This window comes from uncultured Flavobacterium sp., assembly GCF_963925185.1.
Taxonomy (GTDB): domain Bacteria; phylum Bacteroidota; class Bacteroidia; order Flavobacteriales; family Flavobacteriaceae; genus Flavobacterium.
Genome location: NZ_CAWURC010000013.1, coordinates 42586 through 59188, shown reverse-complemented (window position 1 = coordinate 59188; position 16603 = coordinate 42586). Strand labels below are relative to the sequence as shown.

At 32.4% G+C, this 16603-nt stretch carries 16 protein-coding genes; 3 read left to right on the top strand and 13 right to left on the bottom strand.

What is annotated here, in order from left to right; translation table 11 throughout:
- Nucleotides 1-204 precede the first annotated feature (204 nt).
- Nucleotides 205-2991, bottom strand: coding sequence for an excinuclease ABC subunit UvrA (uvrA, locus tag AABM59_RS04095; RefSeq protein ID WP_338407704.1), 2787 nt, complete (start codon nucleotides 2989-2991; stop codon nucleotides 205-207).
- Between the two features lie 332 nt (nucleotides 2992-3323).
- Between uvrA and AABM59_RS04090 the strand changes: the two genes are divergently transcribed.
- Complete coding sequence (locus AABM59_RS04090; RefSeq protein WP_338407703.1) at nucleotides 3324-3908, top strand: sigma-70 family RNA polymerase sigma factor; 585 nt, start codon at nucleotides 3324-3326, stop codon at nucleotides 3906-3908.
- Nucleotides 3909-4118: 210 nt separating this feature from the next.
- Here the strand turns inward: AABM59_RS04090 and nth are convergent, their stop codons facing one another.
- Complete coding sequence (nth, locus tag AABM59_RS04085; RefSeq protein WP_338407702.1) at nucleotides 4119-4778, bottom strand: endonuclease III; 660 nt, start codon at nucleotides 4776-4778, stop codon at nucleotides 4119-4121.
- A gap of 67 nt (nucleotides 4779-4845) precedes the next feature.
- Here nth and bcp point away from each other — a divergent pair, with 67 nt between their 5' ends.
- Complete coding sequence (gene bcp / locus AABM59_RS04080) at nucleotides 4846-5298, top strand: thioredoxin-dependent thiol peroxidase (protein WP_338407701.1); 453 nt, start codon at nucleotides 4846-4848, stop codon at nucleotides 5296-5298.
- Nucleotides 5299-5320: 22 nt separating this feature from the next.
- Here the strand turns inward: bcp and AABM59_RS04075 are convergent, their stop codons facing one another.
- The 8 genes from AABM59_RS04075 to AABM59_RS04040 all read right to left on the bottom strand — a co-directional run bounded on the left by AABM59_RS04075 (nucleotide 5321) and on the right by AABM59_RS04040 (nucleotide 12325).
- On the bottom strand, nucleotides 5321-6379 hold the full coding sequence (locus tag AABM59_RS04075; RefSeq protein WP_338407700.1) for a nucleoid-associated protein: 1059 nt from the start codon (nucleotides 6377-6379) through the stop codon (nucleotides 5321-5323).
- Between the two features lie 90 nt (nucleotides 6380-6469).
- Nucleotides 6470-7009, bottom strand: a complete 540-nt coding sequence (locus AABM59_RS04070) for a hypothetical protein (RefSeq protein WP_338407699.1) — start codon at nucleotides 7007-7009, stop codon at nucleotides 6470-6472.
- Nucleotides 7010-7104: 95 nt separating this feature from the next.
- On the bottom strand, nucleotides 7105-7662 hold the full coding sequence (locus tag AABM59_RS04065; RefSeq protein ID WP_338407698.1) for a sugar O-acetyltransferase: 558 nt from the start codon (nucleotides 7660-7662) through the stop codon (nucleotides 7105-7107).
- A 312-nt stretch (nucleotides 7663-7974) separates the two neighbouring features.
- Nucleotides 7975-8748 (bottom strand): CDP-alcohol phosphatidyltransferase family protein, encoded by a 774-nt coding sequence (locus AABM59_RS04060; protein ID WP_338407697.1) that lies wholly within the window; start codon nucleotides 8746-8748, stop codon nucleotides 7975-7977.
- A 58-nt stretch (nucleotides 8749-8806) separates the two neighbouring features.
- On the bottom strand, nucleotides 8807-9829 hold the full coding sequence (locus AABM59_RS04055) for a COX15/CtaA family protein (RefSeq protein ID WP_338407696.1): 1023 nt from the start codon (nucleotides 9827-9829) through the stop codon (nucleotides 8807-8809).
- Between the two features lie 50 nt (nucleotides 9830-9879).
- Nucleotides 9880-11316: an HD domain-containing protein gene (locus AABM59_RS04050; RefSeq protein ID WP_338407695.1), complete on the bottom strand. Its 1437-nt coding sequence runs from the start codon at nucleotides 11314-11316 to the stop codon at nucleotides 9880-9882.
- A 23-nt stretch (nucleotides 11317-11339) separates the two neighbouring features.
- Nucleotides 11340-11714: a GxxExxY protein gene (locus AABM59_RS04045; RefSeq protein ID WP_338407694.1), complete on the bottom strand. Its 375-nt coding sequence runs from the start codon at nucleotides 11712-11714 to the stop codon at nucleotides 11340-11342.
- 44 nt (nucleotides 11715-11758) lie between these two features.
- Nucleotides 11759-12325 (bottom strand): L-threonylcarbamoyladenylate synthase, encoded by a 567-nt coding sequence (locus tag AABM59_RS04040; protein WP_338407693.1) that lies wholly within the window; start codon nucleotides 12323-12325, stop codon nucleotides 11759-11761.
- A gap of 75 nt (nucleotides 12326-12400) precedes the next feature.
- On the opposite strand from AABM59_RS04040, the gene AABM59_RS04035 reads away from it, so the two are divergent.
- On the top strand, nucleotides 12401-13282 hold the full coding sequence (locus AABM59_RS04035; protein WP_338407692.1) for a lysophospholipid acyltransferase family protein: 882 nt from the start codon (nucleotides 12401-12403) through the stop codon (nucleotides 13280-13282).
- A 26-nt stretch (nucleotides 13283-13308) separates the two neighbouring features.
- On the opposite strand, the gene AABM59_RS04030 is transcribed toward AABM59_RS04035, so the two are convergent.
- From AABM59_RS04030 to AABM59_RS04020, 3 genes are all read right to left on the bottom strand, one after another.
- Nucleotides 13309-14343, bottom strand: coding sequence for a CDP-glycerol glycerophosphotransferase family protein (locus AABM59_RS04030; protein WP_338407691.1), 1035 nt, complete (start codon nucleotides 14341-14343; stop codon nucleotides 13309-13311).
- 2 nt (nucleotides 14344-14345) lie between these two features.
- On the bottom strand, nucleotides 14346-15029 hold the full coding sequence (locus tag AABM59_RS04025) for a phosphocholine cytidylyltransferase family protein (protein ID WP_338407690.1): 684 nt from the start codon (nucleotides 15027-15029) through the stop codon (nucleotides 14346-14348).
- Nucleotides 15030-15701: 672 nt separating this feature from the next.
- Complete coding sequence (locus tag AABM59_RS04020; protein ID WP_338407689.1) at nucleotides 15702-16517, bottom strand: 2,3,4,5-tetrahydropyridine-2,6-dicarboxylate N-succinyltransferase; 816 nt, start codon at nucleotides 16515-16517, stop codon at nucleotides 15702-15704.
- Nucleotides 16518-16603 lie beyond the last annotated feature (86 nt).

Below are 16603 nucleotides of genomic sequence, written 5' to 3'. Positions count from 1 at the left end.
ATTTTTTACTATAAAAATAACAATAAATATTTTTTCTACTTCGTAGAATTAATCCAAATCATTATGACTATGGAGGTACTTTTTATGAAACTTATATTTTTGATTATTCAATAGACAAAAAGGAATTTAAGAGTTTAAATAAATAGAGGAATTGATAAAAGGTTTACCGTTGGTCGAAGCAAAACAATACAGCGAGATTCTTTGCTACAACTTCGCCTTCAAATATTGCCCTGTAACCGATTTTTTGATTTTAATGATGTCTTCTGGAGTTCCTTCGGCGAGAAGTTGACCGCCATTTTCTCCTCCTTCGGGTCCCAAATCTATAATCCAGTCGGCACATTTTATTAAATCGAGATTATGTTCGACTACCAATATCGAATGTCCTTTATCAATCAAAGCATCAAACGAAGCCAAGAGTTTTTTAATGTCGTGAAAATGCAATCCAGTAGTTGGTTCGTCAAATACAAAAAGTGCTTTTTCTTTTGTAGCTCCTTTTACCAAGAATGAGGCTAGTTTAATTCGCTGTGCCTCACCACCAGAAAGAGTAGAAGAGGATTGTCCTAATTGCACATAACCCAAACCAACGTCTTGCAAAGGTTGCAGTTTCTGCGTGATTTTATTTTGTTTGTTGGTTGCAAAAAACGCAATTGCATCATCGATGGTCATTGTCAAAATATCGTGAATGTTCTTGCCGTCGAATGTTACTTCCAAAACTTCTTTCTTAAATCGCTTGCCGTTACAGGTTTCGCAATGCAATTGCACATCGGCCATAAAAACCATTTCTACATTAATAGTACCTTCGCCTTTGCAAGTTTCGCAACGACCACCATCAACATTGAAAGAGAAATGTTTGGCTTGATACCCCCTAATTTTCGATAGTTTTTCTTTGGCAAACAATTCTCGAATGTCGTCATAAGCCTTGATATAGGTCACAGGATTCGAACGAGAACTTCGTCCAATAGGGTTTTGATCCACATATTCTATATGTTGAATTTTGTGATAATAGCCACGCATTTCGGTAAACTGCCCTGCTTTTTCGCCAATGCCATCCAGCTTTTTCTGCATTGCCGGAAACAAGATTTTCTTGACTAACGTACTTTTTCCGCTTCCAGAAACACCAGTAATCACAGTCAGACATTCTAGAGGAAACTTGACGTCTATATTTTGTAAATTATTCTCACGTGCACCAAGAATTTCTATGTAATTCGTCCATTTTCTCCTAATTCGGGGTGTTTTAATTTCTAATTCGCCATTCAAATATTTCGCAGTTAAGGAAGTCGATTTTAAGATTTCATCGAAAGTGCCTTGAGCGACTAATTCTCCACCAAAAGTTCCCGCCTCTGGACCAATATCAATGATCATATCGGCGGCTTTCATGATGTCTTCATCATGTTCGACTACGATAACGGTATTTCCTAAATCCCGAAGTGAAAGTAAAACATTGATCAATCGTTCACTATCTTTTGGGTGTAAGCCGATACTTGGTTCATCCAAAATATACATCGAACCCACCAAACTACTTCCCAGCGAAGTCGCCAAATTAATCCGTTGTGATTCGCCACCTGAAAGTGTCGCAGAGTTTCTATTCAAAGTCAAATAATCTAAACCAACTTCGGTCATAAACGACAAACGGTTGTTGATTTCCAATAATAATCGTTTGGCAATTTGTTTTTCATAAACATCTAAATCGATATTTTCGAAAAAAGTAACCAAATGTTTTATTGGCAAATCGACCAAATCCGACACGGTTTTCGAATTTATTTTTACGTAAGAAGCTTCTATTCGCAAACGTTTTCCTTTGCAGGAATGACATTTGGTTTTGCCACGATAACGCGAAAGCATAACCCGGTTTTGGATTTTATAATTTTTTTCTTCTAATTCCTTAAAGAAACGATTCAAACCCTGAAAACAATTATTTCCTTTCCAAACCAACTCTTTTTGAGCTTCTGAAAGTTCAAAAAAGGGTTTATGAATAGGGAAATCAAATTTGTACGCATTGTTTACTAATTCATCTCGAAACCAGCTCATGCTTTCGCCACGCCAAGGGAAAATAGCGTTTTCATAGACTGATAATGAAGTGTTGGGAATAACTAATTCTTCGTCAATTCCGATGATATTTCCATAGCCTTCACAAACCGGACAAGCACCATACGGATTGTTGAAACTAAATAAATGAACATTCGGTTCTAAGAAAGTAATGCCGTCGAGTTCAAAATTATTGCTATACGAATGGCGTTTATTAGTGTTTAATTCCTGCAAATGACAAATTCCTTTGCCTTCATAAAAAGCGGTTTGAACCGCATCCGAAAGCCGATTGTAAAATTCCTCTTCGTCTTTGACCACAATTCGGTCAATGATAAGTAGAATGTCTTTATTGTCTAAAGTATGACTATCGATGTCGTCTAAACGAACCGTTTCATTGTCTATTAATATTCTTGAAAATCCTTGATTGAGTAAAGCTTTTAGTTTGTCTTCCAAAGCCCTTCCGTGTTCTAAATGAATAGGAGCGAGGAGTAGCCATTTGCTATCTAATTCGAATTTTTTTACATCGGTAATAACATCCGAAACCGTATTTTTTTTTACTTCTTGTTCTGAAACTGGTGAAAAAGTCCTTCCAACTCGAGCAAATAATAATTTGATATAATCATAAATTTCGGTCGAAGTTCCTACCGTAGAACGGGCATTTGTAGTGTTTACTTTTTGCTCGATGGCAATGGCTGGTGCTATTCCCTTGATGTATTCCACTTTTGGCTTGTCCAGTCTCCCAAGGAATTGACGAGCGTAAGAAGATAAACTTTCCACATAACGGCGTTGTCCTTCGGCATACAAAGTGTCGAAAGCCAAACTTGATTTTCCAGAACCCGAAAGTCCAGTTATGACCACTAATTTATTTCTGGGGATTGCAACATCCACATTTTTTAGATTGTGGACTTGCGCTCCTTTAATGATTATATTCTTCTTTGGATCGAGTGTTGAAAAGTCAATGGACATACAAAAATTGAATTTTTACAAAAGTAATCAATTTTAAAATGAGATTTGGTATTGGGTTATCCCCAATTTTCTATTTATGAAGCAGTTTATTTTGTCTTATTAAAACTATTAATTTAGGGGTTTATTAAAACGGGTTTTTAGCTAAAAAAGTATTTGGATTCCTTGAGTTCAATCCCTTTTTAACTTAATTTTAATCTTTTTACTTGCTTCTTAAGATAAAAAATTGTTAAATTTGACCATTAATTAACCACAATAAACCATTAGCCTATTATATAGAACTACTTTTTAGAGAAATCGCTTCAAATTTTCATTAAAAACTAAAAGGTATAACTATGGCTAATGTACAAATTCCAGACGCTTTATTGGTTCGAAATTATGTTGAAGGAGACGAATACGCCTTGACTGTATTAATCAATAGACATCAATCAAAAATTTTCGGTTTTATATATTCTAAAATTTCTGACAGAGATATTTCAAATGATGTTTTTCAAGACACGTTTATCAAAGTCATCAAAACTTTAAAATCAGGAGCATATAACGAAGAAGGTAAATTCTTGCCTTGGGTGATGCGTATTGCCCATAATTTGATTATTGATCATTATCGAAAAAATAAAAAAATGCCAATGTTCAGAGAAACAGAGGGATTTTCTATTTTTTCAATTATGTCTGATGATTCTTTAACAATAGAAAATCAAATTATTAAAGATCAGGTCGAAATTGATTTAAAAAAATTAATTGAGGAACTCCCTGCAGATCAAAAAGAAGTTTTGATAATGCGAATGTATCAAGACATGAGTTTTAAGGAAATTTCTGAGGTAACAGGAGTTAGTATCAATACAGCTTTAGGCAGAATGCGTTACGCATTAATGAATATGAGGAAAGTTATTGACAAACATCAAATTATTTTAACAAATTGATACTATTTTAAAAATTGTTGCGTTGTAATAAAACAAAAAATTATTACTCTATGGCAAAAATTTACTCTAAAAAAACATTAGCGATTATTACAATTAAACCAAAAAAAGAAACGATTTCTTTTTTACTAAATTACTCAAAAGCGTTAAGCATAATAAAAGTTAACAAAATGAGTTTCGAAATTATGGCTAATTAGTGAAATATCCCGATAATTATCGGGATATTTTTATGTGGTACTCTTCTAAAATAGTTTTTCTACCAATGGTTTTAGTAACAATGTCTTTCTCTAAATTCCAACCTCTAGCTGGAGAATATTCCCGACCATACCATATGATTTGGAGGTGCAAGTCATTCCAAATTTCCATTGGAAAAAGGCGTTTGGCATCTTTCTCGGTTTGAACCACATTTTTCCCGTTGGATAAATTCCACCGATACATCAATCGATGAATATGCGTGTCAACTGGAAATGCGGGGACGCCAAAGGCTTGTGACATCACGACACTCGCGGTTTTGTGACCTACGGCAGGTAATTCCTCCAAACTTTCGAAACTTTGGGGCACTTTCCCCTCGTGTTTGTCAATTAAAATATGTGACAAACCGTGAATTCCTTTTGATTTCATTGGGGATAAACCACAGGGACGAATAATAGCTCTTATCTCTTCGACCGACATTTTGATCATATCGTATGGATTATCAGCTTTGGCAAAAAGTAAAGGCGTAATTTGATTGACGCGAACGTCTGTACATTGAGCCGAGAGTAAAACAGCAATCAATAAAGTATACGGATCCTTGTGATTTAAAGGAATCGGGATTTCGGGGTATAATTCTTTTAACGTATTTATAACAAACGTTACACGTTCGGGTTTCGTCATTTTAGTTTAAATTTGGGTACAATTTAATAACTATACTCCTAAACTCCTAAACTTCTAAACTCAAAATATGACAACATTAAAAAAAGGCGATAAAGCACCCAGTTTTTCAGGACTTGATCAAGATGGGAAGCTTCATAAATTAGCCGATTATAAAGGTAAAAAGTTGGTGGTTTTCTTTTATCCAAAAGCCAATACACCTGGATGTACTGCTGAAGCTTGTGATTTAAGAGATAATTTCGAACGTTTTCAAGCCAATAATTTCGAACTTTTAGGAGTAAGTGCCGATGCTGCAAAAGCCCAAGCTAAATTCAAGGAAAAATATAGTTTTCAATTTCCACTATTGGCAGACGAAGATAAATCGGTTATTGAAGCATTTGGAGTTTGGGGACCTAAAAAATTTATGGGAAAAGAATATGATGGTATTCACAGAACTACTTTTGTAATCGACGAAAATGGTATAATCGACGAAGTGATTTCGGAGGTAAAAACAAAAGTTCACGCAGCACAAATTTTGAAATAATTTTAAATGTGCTATTTGAACACTAGTTCTTTACTTCTTTGTTGAAATAAACCAAGTAATAATACATTTGTTTTTCTTCGTCCCAACCTTTTTCTACATATTTTTCGGCACTTTCCGGATTGATAAAATCCATTTTTATTTGTATTTGAGTGTCAAGAGAAATTATATTTCTAATCGATTTTCTAGCGTCAGTAACGGCAGAATTTGCAATGGGAAATGAGGTCACGTCTTCGATGCTGTATTTCTCGCCTTTATCTACCTTGTAATTTTTAAATTCGGGAAGTAAATCTGGATTGTCTAAGACTTCACTAAGGAAATTACTTTCTTCGAATTGGTCGTTTTTGGCAAAATAATTTACGCTTCGGTTCATAAACATCACTTCTTCCTTTTTGTCTTCGGAAGGAAAAACTACGTCTTTTGCAAAACCTTGACAAAATTTCAAGTATTTCTTGGTGATAAAATTCTCGTCTTCAAATGCATCAACCGAAAGAAAATGTTCTAACCAATATCTGGCATCATAACGGTTGCTATCAACTGTCAAAATTTTATAACCTTCTTCTTTTTTATAATTAAAAATCAAACAACCTTTGTCCAATTTGCTGAGGTTTATTCCGTGTTGCAAATTCATTTCGAGACTAGTACCTTTTTCTTCAAACTGTAAAAAGTCAGATTGTAATTCACTTTTAAATATCCCAATAGCATCTACAACATTGTTGTCAATATTTACATTTGTTAAATGCGCTACATAAACCTCTCCATTTTTAATGTGCGGATGGTTTGATTGCTCAAATAAATGAGTTGTGATTTTCTTTGATACTTCGTGTAAATTGCTTGGATTTTCGAATATTTCAGTTGCTAATTTGAACATATCATTGTATTCTAAATCGACTTCATGGGCAAATTGAAAGTAATTTTCTTCTTTTTCTCGGAAAGGTCTAAAGAAATATTCTTTTATCAAAGGCACCACTTCGTCATTCAAATTGGTAGATTGTCCAGATAAAAATATTGCTTCGTTTCTGCTCTTGTTTCCCACTCTGTGAATAGACAAAGTTTCTATGTGTGTGTTAAATAAATTAATCATAATTTTTAATTTTTTAGACAAAAGAGCCAAGATGCCAGGCGCTTTAGAAGCCTTTCATCTTGGTTCTTGATTTGTAATTTCTTATTTTTTTTAATTCCAATTTTCTTCAAATCCGAAGTCTTCAAAGCTATCATCACCTTCAAACATATCAAGGTCATCTTCGTCTAATTCATCTTCAAATTCATTATAATTTTCCTCTTCCTCATCAGCAAAAAAATGTTTTTCCATTGCTTCGGCTGGCATTTCTCCAACAGAGAAAATGGTTTCTGGATAAGTGTTTCCTACAGCAATTTCTTCGACTGCGGCAAGTTCTACTAGAAAAGTCCACATATTGATAAAATCGTAAACATAGATTATTTTGGTATTTTCTTTGTTCAAAATATCCGAAAGCAAGTAGTCGCTCATCGTTTTTTGTTCGCCTGGAATATCACCGGAATCAAACATCGGGATTTCGTCCTCCTGATTCCACGTATCATCACACGTATAAAACGAAGCAACTTCCATACCGTCAAACCCAAAAGAGTTAAAAATAGCGTTGTGCAAATCTTCTAAAGTGTCTTCGGCAAGTATTGCAATATCTCTAAATATATCTTCTTCGGCGTCGAGAATTACTCTAAATTTATAAACCATAATCTTTGTTTTAATGAAAGGGTAAAGGTAAAATTTAAATTAAGAATTACGAATTGCGAATTGCGATTTGTTGAAAAGATTTTTAGCTATGTAAATTATAAATTTAATTCCTTGATCACTTTTGCAGGATTTCCCACTGCCATTGAATTTTCGGGAATGTCTTTAGTAACTACTGAACCAGCTCCAATAATGCATCCGTTTCCTATGGTAATTCCGGGGCAAATAATTGCATTTCCACCAATCCAACAATCATCGCCTATAATTATAGGTTTCGAAATTTTGTGCGTTAGGCGTGTCGACGCATCAAGCGGATGGGATGCTGTATAAAGTTGAACGCCCGGTCCAATAAATACATTGGAGCCAATTGTTACTTTTTTTTCGTCTAAAATTACACAGTTTACATTGAAAAATACATTTTCACCACAGTGAATATTATAGCCATAATCACAAAAAAAAGGAGGCTCTATGTATAAATTATTTCCTGTATTCGGGATCAATTCAGCAATTATCAATCGAGCATTTTTTGTCACTCTATACTCGGTTACATTCAATCGGTGGAGTAAATTTTTTGCTTTTCGACGGTCTTTTTTCAATTCGATTTCTCCTAGTAAATAAGGTTTGTTATCACTTGGTTTTTCTTTTTCTGGTTTCATAAAAATAGGAAAATATAGTTTGGTAAATATAATAGAATATAGGTCGTTTTTAACAATTTATTCTTTAATACTTAAAGCTGTTCTTGATTGGTGTTTTTAAAGCCGATGTAGTTAAATACAATTAATTTTTTTTTGAATGTAAGTTTGTCTTCCTATAGAGCAGATGAAGTTGTGGTAAGTAGAAAAAAAAGCATCTAATTTTAAAAATTAGACGGACAGGATTAAATGTAAATTTATGGATCATATGATTGCTCTTAACTAATTGATAAATTGAATTTTAAACAAGTAGTATCGATTTATTCTATGGTGATTTTAAGCCTTAAAAACGGTTTTTCTAATCCCTATTATTACAAAAATTAAGAAGGTGTAAATGATGAAAAAAGGAATTATATATTCAATCAAATTCATTGGCAGCATAATCGCAATAAGCAACAATTGAAACCCCAATCCATAAATAGAAAGCAATGTCATAAACCAATTTGGAAACGTTTTTACCTTGTAAGCGTTACTGTCTAAAGCATGGATTATTTTATCAAAAATTCCGTAAACCAAAGTGTAAATTGAAAACAAAATATCAACCGATTTTTGGGTTTCTCCCGGCAAAGCTCGTGGCGATTTGTAATCAAAAATTTTACTTGTTGTATCTCCTCCCACCGATTTATTTCTCAAAATCACATAGTAATAATTGTATAAAGTGCCTTGTAATTGCATTCCAATAAATGCCAAAAGTGTAAACCAAATTGTCGTTTTTGAGACATAACAAATCGTCATTAAAAACATAAAATTTAAGATAATATCAAATACACTGTCGAGGTATCTTCCAACGTAAGAAGGGGTGTTTTTTAATCTCGCTAATTCGCCATCGGCTGCGTCAATTGCCGATTTTAAAATGATAAAAAATCCTGCCAAAACATACTGTTTTTGCAAAATACAAACTATAGAAATTATCCCCGAAATACCAAACAATAGCGTAACGTGAATAGGAGTGAAGCGAGTGTTTTTAAGCAAATTGGCTAACCATTTTCCAAAAGGTCTTCCATAATCTGATAAATCTAAGAATTTATCTTGGGCTGTAAGTTTAGACATTTATAGATGTTAAACAAAGAGATGTGACAATATAGTCTGACGTAAATATAGCAAAATATTATTTTGATAACCGATGTAATGTATATATCATCGCTGTTAATAAAAAGAAAGCAACCATCTGATGCGTCAATCCTAGCCATAAAGGAACGCTGTAAAGCAAGGTAAAAACACCTAATGCAAATTGCAGAAAAACAATTGTTACTAATGCATTTATGCCAAATTTTTGATTCTTAGTTAAATCAAATTTTTGACTTTTGAAGGCTAACAGCAATAGCAATGCTACTACAAAATAAGCCAAAGTTCTATGTACAAATTGCACACCACTTTTACCTTCAGTAAGTCTTTGTAACCAAGAGTTCTTTTCTAAAATTACACTTTCGTGAAAGAATTGTCCGTCGCTCATTAATGGCCAATGATTGTGAATTAAACCTGCATTTAATCCAGCGACAAATCCTCCATATATAATTTGTAAAAGCAGAAAAGCCAATGCAATTCGAGCTAAATTTCGTAAAGGAATAATTAATGAATTGCTGTCAGGATAAATCAAATCTAGCGCCACCCAAAGTGTATAAGCAAAGGTTATAAAGGCAAAAGTCAAGTGCAATGACAAACGAAAATGACTCACGTCTGGATTGTCAATTAAACCACTTCGCACCATAAACCAACCCAAAAAACCCTGCATTGCTCCCATTCCCAGTAGAATGTAGCATTTGTTCAATGTGTTTTTGTCAATTTTTTTCTTAATCAAGAAATACACAAAAGGTATGATAAATACAAAACCAAGAACCCGACCAATTAGTCTATGAAACCATTCCCAGAAATAAATATATTTATAATCGGACAGTGTAAAATCGTTGTGAATATTTATTTTTTGATATTCTGGAAACTGTTTGTATTGCTCAAAGGTCTCCTGCCATTTAGCCTCAGTCAAAGGAGGAAAAGTATCAGTAACTAAATGCCAATCGGTCATTGAAAGTCCTGAATTTGTCAAACGAGTAATTCCGCCTACGACAACCATTACAAAAACTAAAAAACAACCTGAAAGCAGCCAGATTATTACTGATTTATCTTCTTTTTTCATTGCTTGAAATTAATTTTGCAAAGATATTTTAAATATCATTAAATGTTGATTCAACAAGCGTTAATCTTTAGTCCTAATTTTGCTCCTTTTTTCAGAACAAAATCATAGGCTGCTTGATATTCATTAGGAATTTCACCTTCAAGAATTGCCTCTTTTACGGATTCTTTCAAAACTCCAATTTCACGGGAAGGTTTCAAATTGAAAATTACCATAATTTCTTCACCTGTTATTGGCGGTTGAAAATTACGAACGTGATCGCGCTCTTCCACTTCCACAATTTTTTTACGAACAATTTCGAAATTGTTATGGTATTTCTTGAATTTATTAGGGTTTTTGGTTGTAATATCCGCTTCGCAAAGTGTCATTAGATTTTCAACATCTTCTCCTGCATCAAAAACCAAACGACGAACCGCGGAATCAGTAACCAAATCTTGAGATAAAACTATGGGACGTGAACTCATCATCACCATTTTTTGAACAAATTTCATTTTGTGATTCAATGGCATGTGCAAGCGCTCAAAGATTTTCTTTGCCATTTTTCCACCCAAAAATTCGTGTCCGTGAAACGTCCAACCTTGTTTTTTATTGAAACGTTTTGTGGGTGCTTTTCCAATATCGTGCAATAAAGCCGACCATCTCAACCAAACATCGTCTGTATTTGGGCAAATATTATCAACGACTTCTAAAGTGTGGTAAAAATTATTTTTGTGGGTATGTCCATCAATTTCTTCCACTTGATTCAAAGCCGTTAATTCAGGCAGAATAATGTCTAAAAGTCCTGTTTTATATAATAACAAAAATCCAATCGAAGGCGTGTTGGTAGAAAGGATTTTATTTAATTCATCAACGATTCTTTCACCAGAAATAATATTTATTCTTTCGGAATTTTTTTTAATAGATCGCAAAGAATTTTCTTCGATTTCAAAACCCAATTGGTTCGCAAATCGAATCGCGCGTAGCATTCGCAAAGGATCGTCAGAAAAAGTAATGTCTGGATCGAGAGGCGTTCTGATGATTTTATTTTTCATATCTTCCAATCCATTGAAAGGATCTGATAATTCACCAAAATTTTCTTGGTTTAAAGATAAAGCTAAGGCATTTATGGTAAAATCACGACGGTTTTGATCGTCTTCTAAAGTTCCGTTTTCAACAACAGGATTTCTACTTTCAAAGTGATAGGATTCTTTTCGAGCACCAACAAATTCAATTTCGGTATCTTCAAAACGCAACATTGCAGTTCCATAATTTTTAAAAACTTGCACTTTTGGCTTGTTAGGGAGCAACTCTGATACTTTTAAGGCGAGTTCAATTCCGCTACCTACGGCAACAATATCAATGTCTTTTTTGAAATCTCTGTTTAAAAGTAAATCCCTAACAAACCCCCCAATCACATAACTTTCTATGTTTAGTTCTTGGGAAGCTTTGGAAATTACTTCGAAGATTTTATTATTTAATGCTTTGATGTATTTGGTTTTTATTGTAGCCACTGATTCACTGATTTTTTCAAAGATTATTTTATAATTCTTTTGTATTCAAGAGAAGCCTTGTTAAAATTTACTAAAATAGCAAGTCTATGTCCAGAAACGTGTAGGTAGTTTAAGCATTGTGAAATATGCTTTTCGTGTAATAATTCTGTTGATTTTATTTCAATTATAATTTTATCTAATACAACAAAATCAGCATAAAATTTATGATTTAAAATAATATCTTTATAATGAACTAAATACTCTTTCTCTCTTTCAAAAGAAAAATTAATCCTTTTTAACTCATATTCAAAAGCATCTTTATAAACAATTTCAGAGAAACCTTTCCCCAGATTTTTATGGACTTCTATTAAAGCACCAATAATTTTATAAGTATCCTCTTCGTATAAATAGTCTGACATTTTGTAATTATTTATTTTAATCTGTGAATCAGTGGCGAAAAAAACTATTTCCGAATCACTTTTACCTGCGAATCGTTCGTCAATTTTATGATTGTCGAAGGTTTTTCTGCAATTTTTTCTTGATACAAATTTACAACATAGTCCACACCTTTTATAATTTCTGGACTAATATCTTTATAGGCAATAGGGGTTGGCTTTCCTGAAATGTTTGCAGATGTAGAGACTAATGGTTTTCGCATTCGTTCCAATAATTTGAAGCAAAAAGGCTCTTTGACGATTCTTATTCCTAAAGTGTTGTCTGGAGCAATTAAATTTAGCGCCACATTTCTTGGTTTATCTAGGATTAAAGTTGTTGGGTTTTCGGACAAATCCATTATTTGCCAAGCCACTTCTGGAATTTCCTTGAAAACATTGTACATCATTTTTTCACTATTCATTAATACAATCATACTTTGCGTTTCAGCTCTTTGCTTGAGTTTGTATATTTTGGCGACAGCTTCAGGATTTGTTGCGTCACAGCCAATTCCCCAAACGGTGTCGGTTGGGTAAAGAATAATGCCGCCGTTTTGTATAATTTCGAAAGCTTTGTGTACTTCTTCGTTAAGATTCATCTATTACAGTTTTTTGCAAAGATAATGCAAATTAATATTAGAACACTTTTAGTTATATTTGCATAAAAATATAAAATGCAACTTATTTTATTCTTGATATTATTTCCAATATTATTTTTAATTTCTATTTTACCTTTTAGAGCGCTATACATTTTATCTGATATTGTTTATTTATTTGTCTATCATGTTTTTGGCTATAGAAAAAAAGTAGTAAGAGAAAACTTGGCTATAACTTTGCCTCATTTATCAGATGAAGAACGATTAGTTATTGAAAAAAAATCATATAGGCATTTATGTGATTTGTTTTTGGAAATGATTAAAACAATGAGTATTTCTAGAAAAGAAATGGATAAAAGGTTTGTTTATAAAAACTGGGAGGAGTATGAACTAATAGAAAATGAGGGAAAAAGTATAGCATTACTTTGTGCACATTATGCAAGCTATGAATGGGCAGTTTCGCTGAATAGTAAAATTTCATTTAAGGGATTTGCTATTTATAAGAAAATAAATAATAAGTATTTTGATAAATTGGTTAGAAATATTCGCTCGAAATTTCATGCGGAATTGATTCCTATAAATAAAACTGCCGAAGTTATAGAGTATAATTATTTGAACAATATTAAAGCTTTATATGGTTTTGCAAGCGATCAATCCCCTCAATTAAGAGCCAATAATTATTGGCATAAATTTATGGGAATCGAAGTTCCAGTTTATGTTGGAACCGAAATGCTATCGAAGAAATTTGATTTAAATATACTTTTGATCAAAATTAAAAAGGTTAAAAGAGGTTTCTATGAAGCAGAATTCGAGACTTTATCTACTAATGTAAAAGAAATCCCTGATTTTGAACTAATGAATGTTTTTTTAGAAAAAGTGGAGCAACAAATTCTTGAAGCGCCAGAATTTTATCTGTGGACGCATAAACGTTGGAAACATCGAGGAAAGAGACCTATTTAGTTGTTTCTTGAATGATAAGCACACTTTTATTTTTTAAAAATGGAATTAATTTTAAGTTTTCTTAAAATTGAAATTTTTCTTTTTTCGGGTACACTATTTACTTTTATATAATTCAGTACTGATTCTACCATTCTTTTTGCCGATTTTCCATCGTTATAAGGGTGGTAGTTGTCAAAAATAAATTTCCGTTCCTTTGAATATAAATCTTCCCTGAGGTTCTTTTCAACTAATTCGACTAACTCGGAGTAATTCAAACTGTTTTCCCAAAGGATGTTCTCAGATATGTTTTGAAATGTAATTACCGGTTTGTTTAACAAGAGAAATTCATAAATAACGGATGAGGTATCACTAACTAAAATATCTGCAATCAATAAAAATTTGATAATATTTTTTTCCGTCTCAAAAATAATATTTGAGGTTTCATCTGCTAATTTTTTATACACGTCAAGCCAATTTTCATCCATCAAGGGATGAAATTTTAGCAATATTAAATAATCATTATTTTTAGATAATAATTTTATTTGATTTATTAAAAAAGGAGCTGATGTTAGTTTTGGAGAGAAAGTTGGTGCGTAAAGAATTATTTTTTTTGCACTAAATTTAACTAGTAGTTCATTTTTTTCTTCGTGGTATAAAAGTTTATCCGCCGCATAAATATCTAGTTTAGGCCACCCAGTTTCTATTACATGAAAATTTTTGTATATGGATTTAGATTTATTAAATTCCTTTGTAAAATAGGGTCCTTGAGTTAAATACAAATCAAAATAATGTCGAATCCTAAAATGGCCTTTCTTTTCTCCAGCTAATCCATGAAATATTTGAACTTTTAATCCTCTTAAATAATGTGGAACTTCATTGCCAGGAACAAAAATTGCATCACTTTGATACTCTTTAAGTGTTGTAATTGAAGTTGTATTTTGCTCGTTATTAAAAGGAAAATCCGTAATTATCTTTTTATTAATATACCATAAACAGTCATGACCATTTTCAATTAAGTATGTTTTTATTGGCTCTAGAATTCCAAAAGCATAATTGTCTTGACAAAAAAGAATACATTTCATTTTTAACTAAATGTTTTATTTGCGTTTTCGAGATCCTCAGTAAAATCAACCTCAATGCAACTGTATTTTGATATATCTATAGCTTTTACCTCAATATTATCTTTTTCTATAGCTAATTCTAATCCTCTTTCAAAGTAATCATTATCGTCGCACTCTTCAAGTCTATAGATGAATTTTTCAATATCATTTTTAGATATAAAATTAATCCCCACGGCTTCCCCCAACCCGTTTTTTACCGTTTTAGACAACTCATCTATAAACCCATTTTTCAAGGTGTATTTTACTTCTTCGTCAGCTACTTTACTAGTGTTTACTGCAACAAATGATTCGTTAGCTTGTATATGTGGTTCAAGAATGTTTAAAATTAATTGATCAAACACCACATCTCCATTAAACCATAAAACAGAATTGGTTTTATTCTTTTTTAAAGCTCTTAATAAACTTTTTGATGTATTTGTTTGGTCAAAATACGGATTGTAAATATAAGTCAATTCTGGAAAACGTTCCATGATCAAATCTTTTTTGAAACCAACGACCACATTTATATCATCAATATTGTATTTAGATGTGATGTTGTCTAATTGAAATTTCATTATGCTTTTTCCGTTTCTTAGTGTTGTTAACGGTTTTGGAAAAGGATTTCCCAATCTTGATCCCATTCCAGCAGCAAGGATTATAATTTTCATAAGTTTTTTTTTTTTTGAATAATTGAATAATTGGACAATTATTTTTATTTAGTTAAAATAGAAAATTCGTCATTTGAAGCGTCCCATGTTTTAACAGGAACTCTCCAATGGCCATATTTATGGATTAAATATCCTTCTGTTTTTAATGGGATAGTGTATTTTTATTTGAAAAATTAATAGATTCAAATTCATCATAAAATATTTTTGGCGCAAACATGGTTTTGTTAGCAACCTTCAAATAAACATTACTTTCGTGAATATATTTCACAAAAATTTCTAAACATACTTTACCCTTTATAAGTCCAAAAAAATATTTTTCCCGAATTTTAATTATTTTTATTGTATTTTTTTAATTATAAAATCATCATTTTCAAATTTTCTAATTCTGACTCTGTAGCTTTTGTCTTCTAATTTTTTTATTAAATCGGTAGAATCTAATTCATTACTTAAAACAGAAATTTCCACATCGCTATCCCATGGCAACAATTAGTTTTCTCGGTATATACCTAATAATGTTCCTCCTTCGAGGCAATAATTAACACAGTTTTTTTCTAAAATTGTTGTGACATCAGAAAGTAAATTTTCGGCTTTTTTTATTTTTTCTAATGAGTTTAATCGAATATCCCATTTTTTTTTAGATATATCTTATATTTATGTCTTTTGAAATACGTATTAAACTGCAACATCATATTCTCTCAACGCATTGTTCAATGAAGTTTTCAAATCAGTTGATGGTTTACGTGTTCCAATTATCAAAGCACAAGGTACCTGAAAATCTCCTGCAGCAAATTTTTTGGTATAACTACCCGGAATTACAACCGAACGAGCAGGTACAAATCCTTTCATTTCGATAGGAGTTTCTCCAGTGACATCAATAATTTTTGTGGATGCAGTCAAACATACATTGGCTCCAAGAACAGCTTCTTTTCCTACGTGAACGCCTTCGACAACGATGCAACGAGAGCCAATAAATGCTCCATCTTCAATGATTACCGGCGCAGCTTGAAGAGGTTCTAAAACACCACCAATTCCAACACCACCACTCAAGTGAACGTCTTTTCCAATTTGCGCACAACTGCCTACGGTTGCCCATGTATCGACCATTGTTCCTTCATCAACATAAGCACCAATGTTTACATAACTAGGCATCATAATAACTCCAGCAGAAATATAAGAACCGTAACGAGCAGAAGCTCCAGGAACAACACGTACTCCCTTTGCAGCATAATCTCTTTTAAGTAGCATTTTATCGTTGTATTCGAAAATTCCAGATTCCCATGTTTCCATTTTTTGAATCGGAAAGTACATCACTACCGCTTTCTTAACCCATTCGTTTACTTGCCATCCGTCTCCCTTTGGTTCGGCAACTCGAAGTTTTCCGCTGTCTAATAATTCGATAACATCTCTAATGGCAATTGTTGTAGTTTTTTCTTGTAACAAAGCACGGTTTTCCCATGCTTGTTCTATGATAGATTGTAATTTGTTCATTTTTGTTAAATTTTTGACAAAGATAGGATTTTTAACCAAAAGCAAAAAACTCAAATTAAATTGAAAATGTTATATATTTGTACTTT

Excerpts from the sequence above, each read along its gene's own strand:
- uvrA (WP_338407704.1), bottom strand. The coding sequence starts at position 2,991 with ATGTCCATTGACTTTTCAACACTCGATCCAAAGAAGAATATAATCATT.
- AABM59_RS04090 (WP_338407703.1), top strand. The coding sequence starts at position 3,324 with ATGGCTAATGTACAAATTCCAGACGCTTTATTGGTTCGAAATTATGTT.
- nth (WP_338407702.1), bottom strand. The coding sequence starts at position 4,778 with ATGACGAAACCCGAACGTGTAACGTTTGTTATAAATACGTTAAAAGAA.
- bcp (WP_338407701.1), top strand. The coding sequence starts at position 4,846 with ATGACAACATTAAAAAAAGGCGATAAAGCACCCAGTTTTTCAGGACTT.
- AABM59_RS04075 (WP_338407700.1), bottom strand. The coding sequence starts at position 6,379 with ATGATTAATTTATTTAACACACACATAGAAACTTTGTCTATTCACAGA.
- AABM59_RS04070 (WP_338407699.1), bottom strand. The coding sequence starts at position 7,009 with ATGGTTTATAAATTTAGAGTAATTCTCGACGCCGAAGAAGATATATTT.
- AABM59_RS04065 (WP_338407698.1), bottom strand. The coding sequence starts at position 7,662 with ATGAAACCAGAAAAAGAAAAACCAAGTGATAACAAACCTTATTTACTA.
- AABM59_RS04060 (WP_338407697.1), bottom strand. The coding sequence starts at position 8,748 with ATGTCTAAACTTACAGCCCAAGATAAATTCTTAGATTTATCAGATTAT.
- AABM59_RS04055 (WP_338407696.1), bottom strand. The coding sequence starts at position 9,829 with ATGAAAAAAGAAGATAAATCAGTAATAATCTGGCTGCTTTCAGGTTGT.
- AABM59_RS04045 (WP_338407694.1), bottom strand. The coding sequence starts at position 11,714 with ATGTCAGACTATTTATACGAAGAGGATACTTATAAAATTATTGGTGCT.
- AABM59_RS04040 (WP_338407693.1), bottom strand. The coding sequence starts at position 12,325 with ATGAATCTTAACGAAGAAGTACACAAAGCTTTCGAAATTATACAAAAC.
- AABM59_RS04035 (WP_338407692.1), top strand. The coding sequence starts at position 12,401 with ATGCAACTTATTTTATTCTTGATATTATTTCCAATATTATTTTTAATT.
- AABM59_RS04030 (WP_338407691.1), bottom strand. The coding sequence starts at position 14,343 with ATGAAATGTATTCTTTTTTGTCAAGACAATTATGCTTTTGGAATTCTA.
- AABM59_RS04025 (WP_338407690.1), bottom strand. The coding sequence starts at position 15,029 with ATGAAAATTATAATCCTTGCTGCTGGAATGGGATCAAGATTGGGAAAT.
- AABM59_RS04020 (WP_338407689.1), bottom strand. The coding sequence starts at position 16,517 with ATGAACAAATTACAATCTATCATAGAACAAGCATGGGAAAACCGTGCT.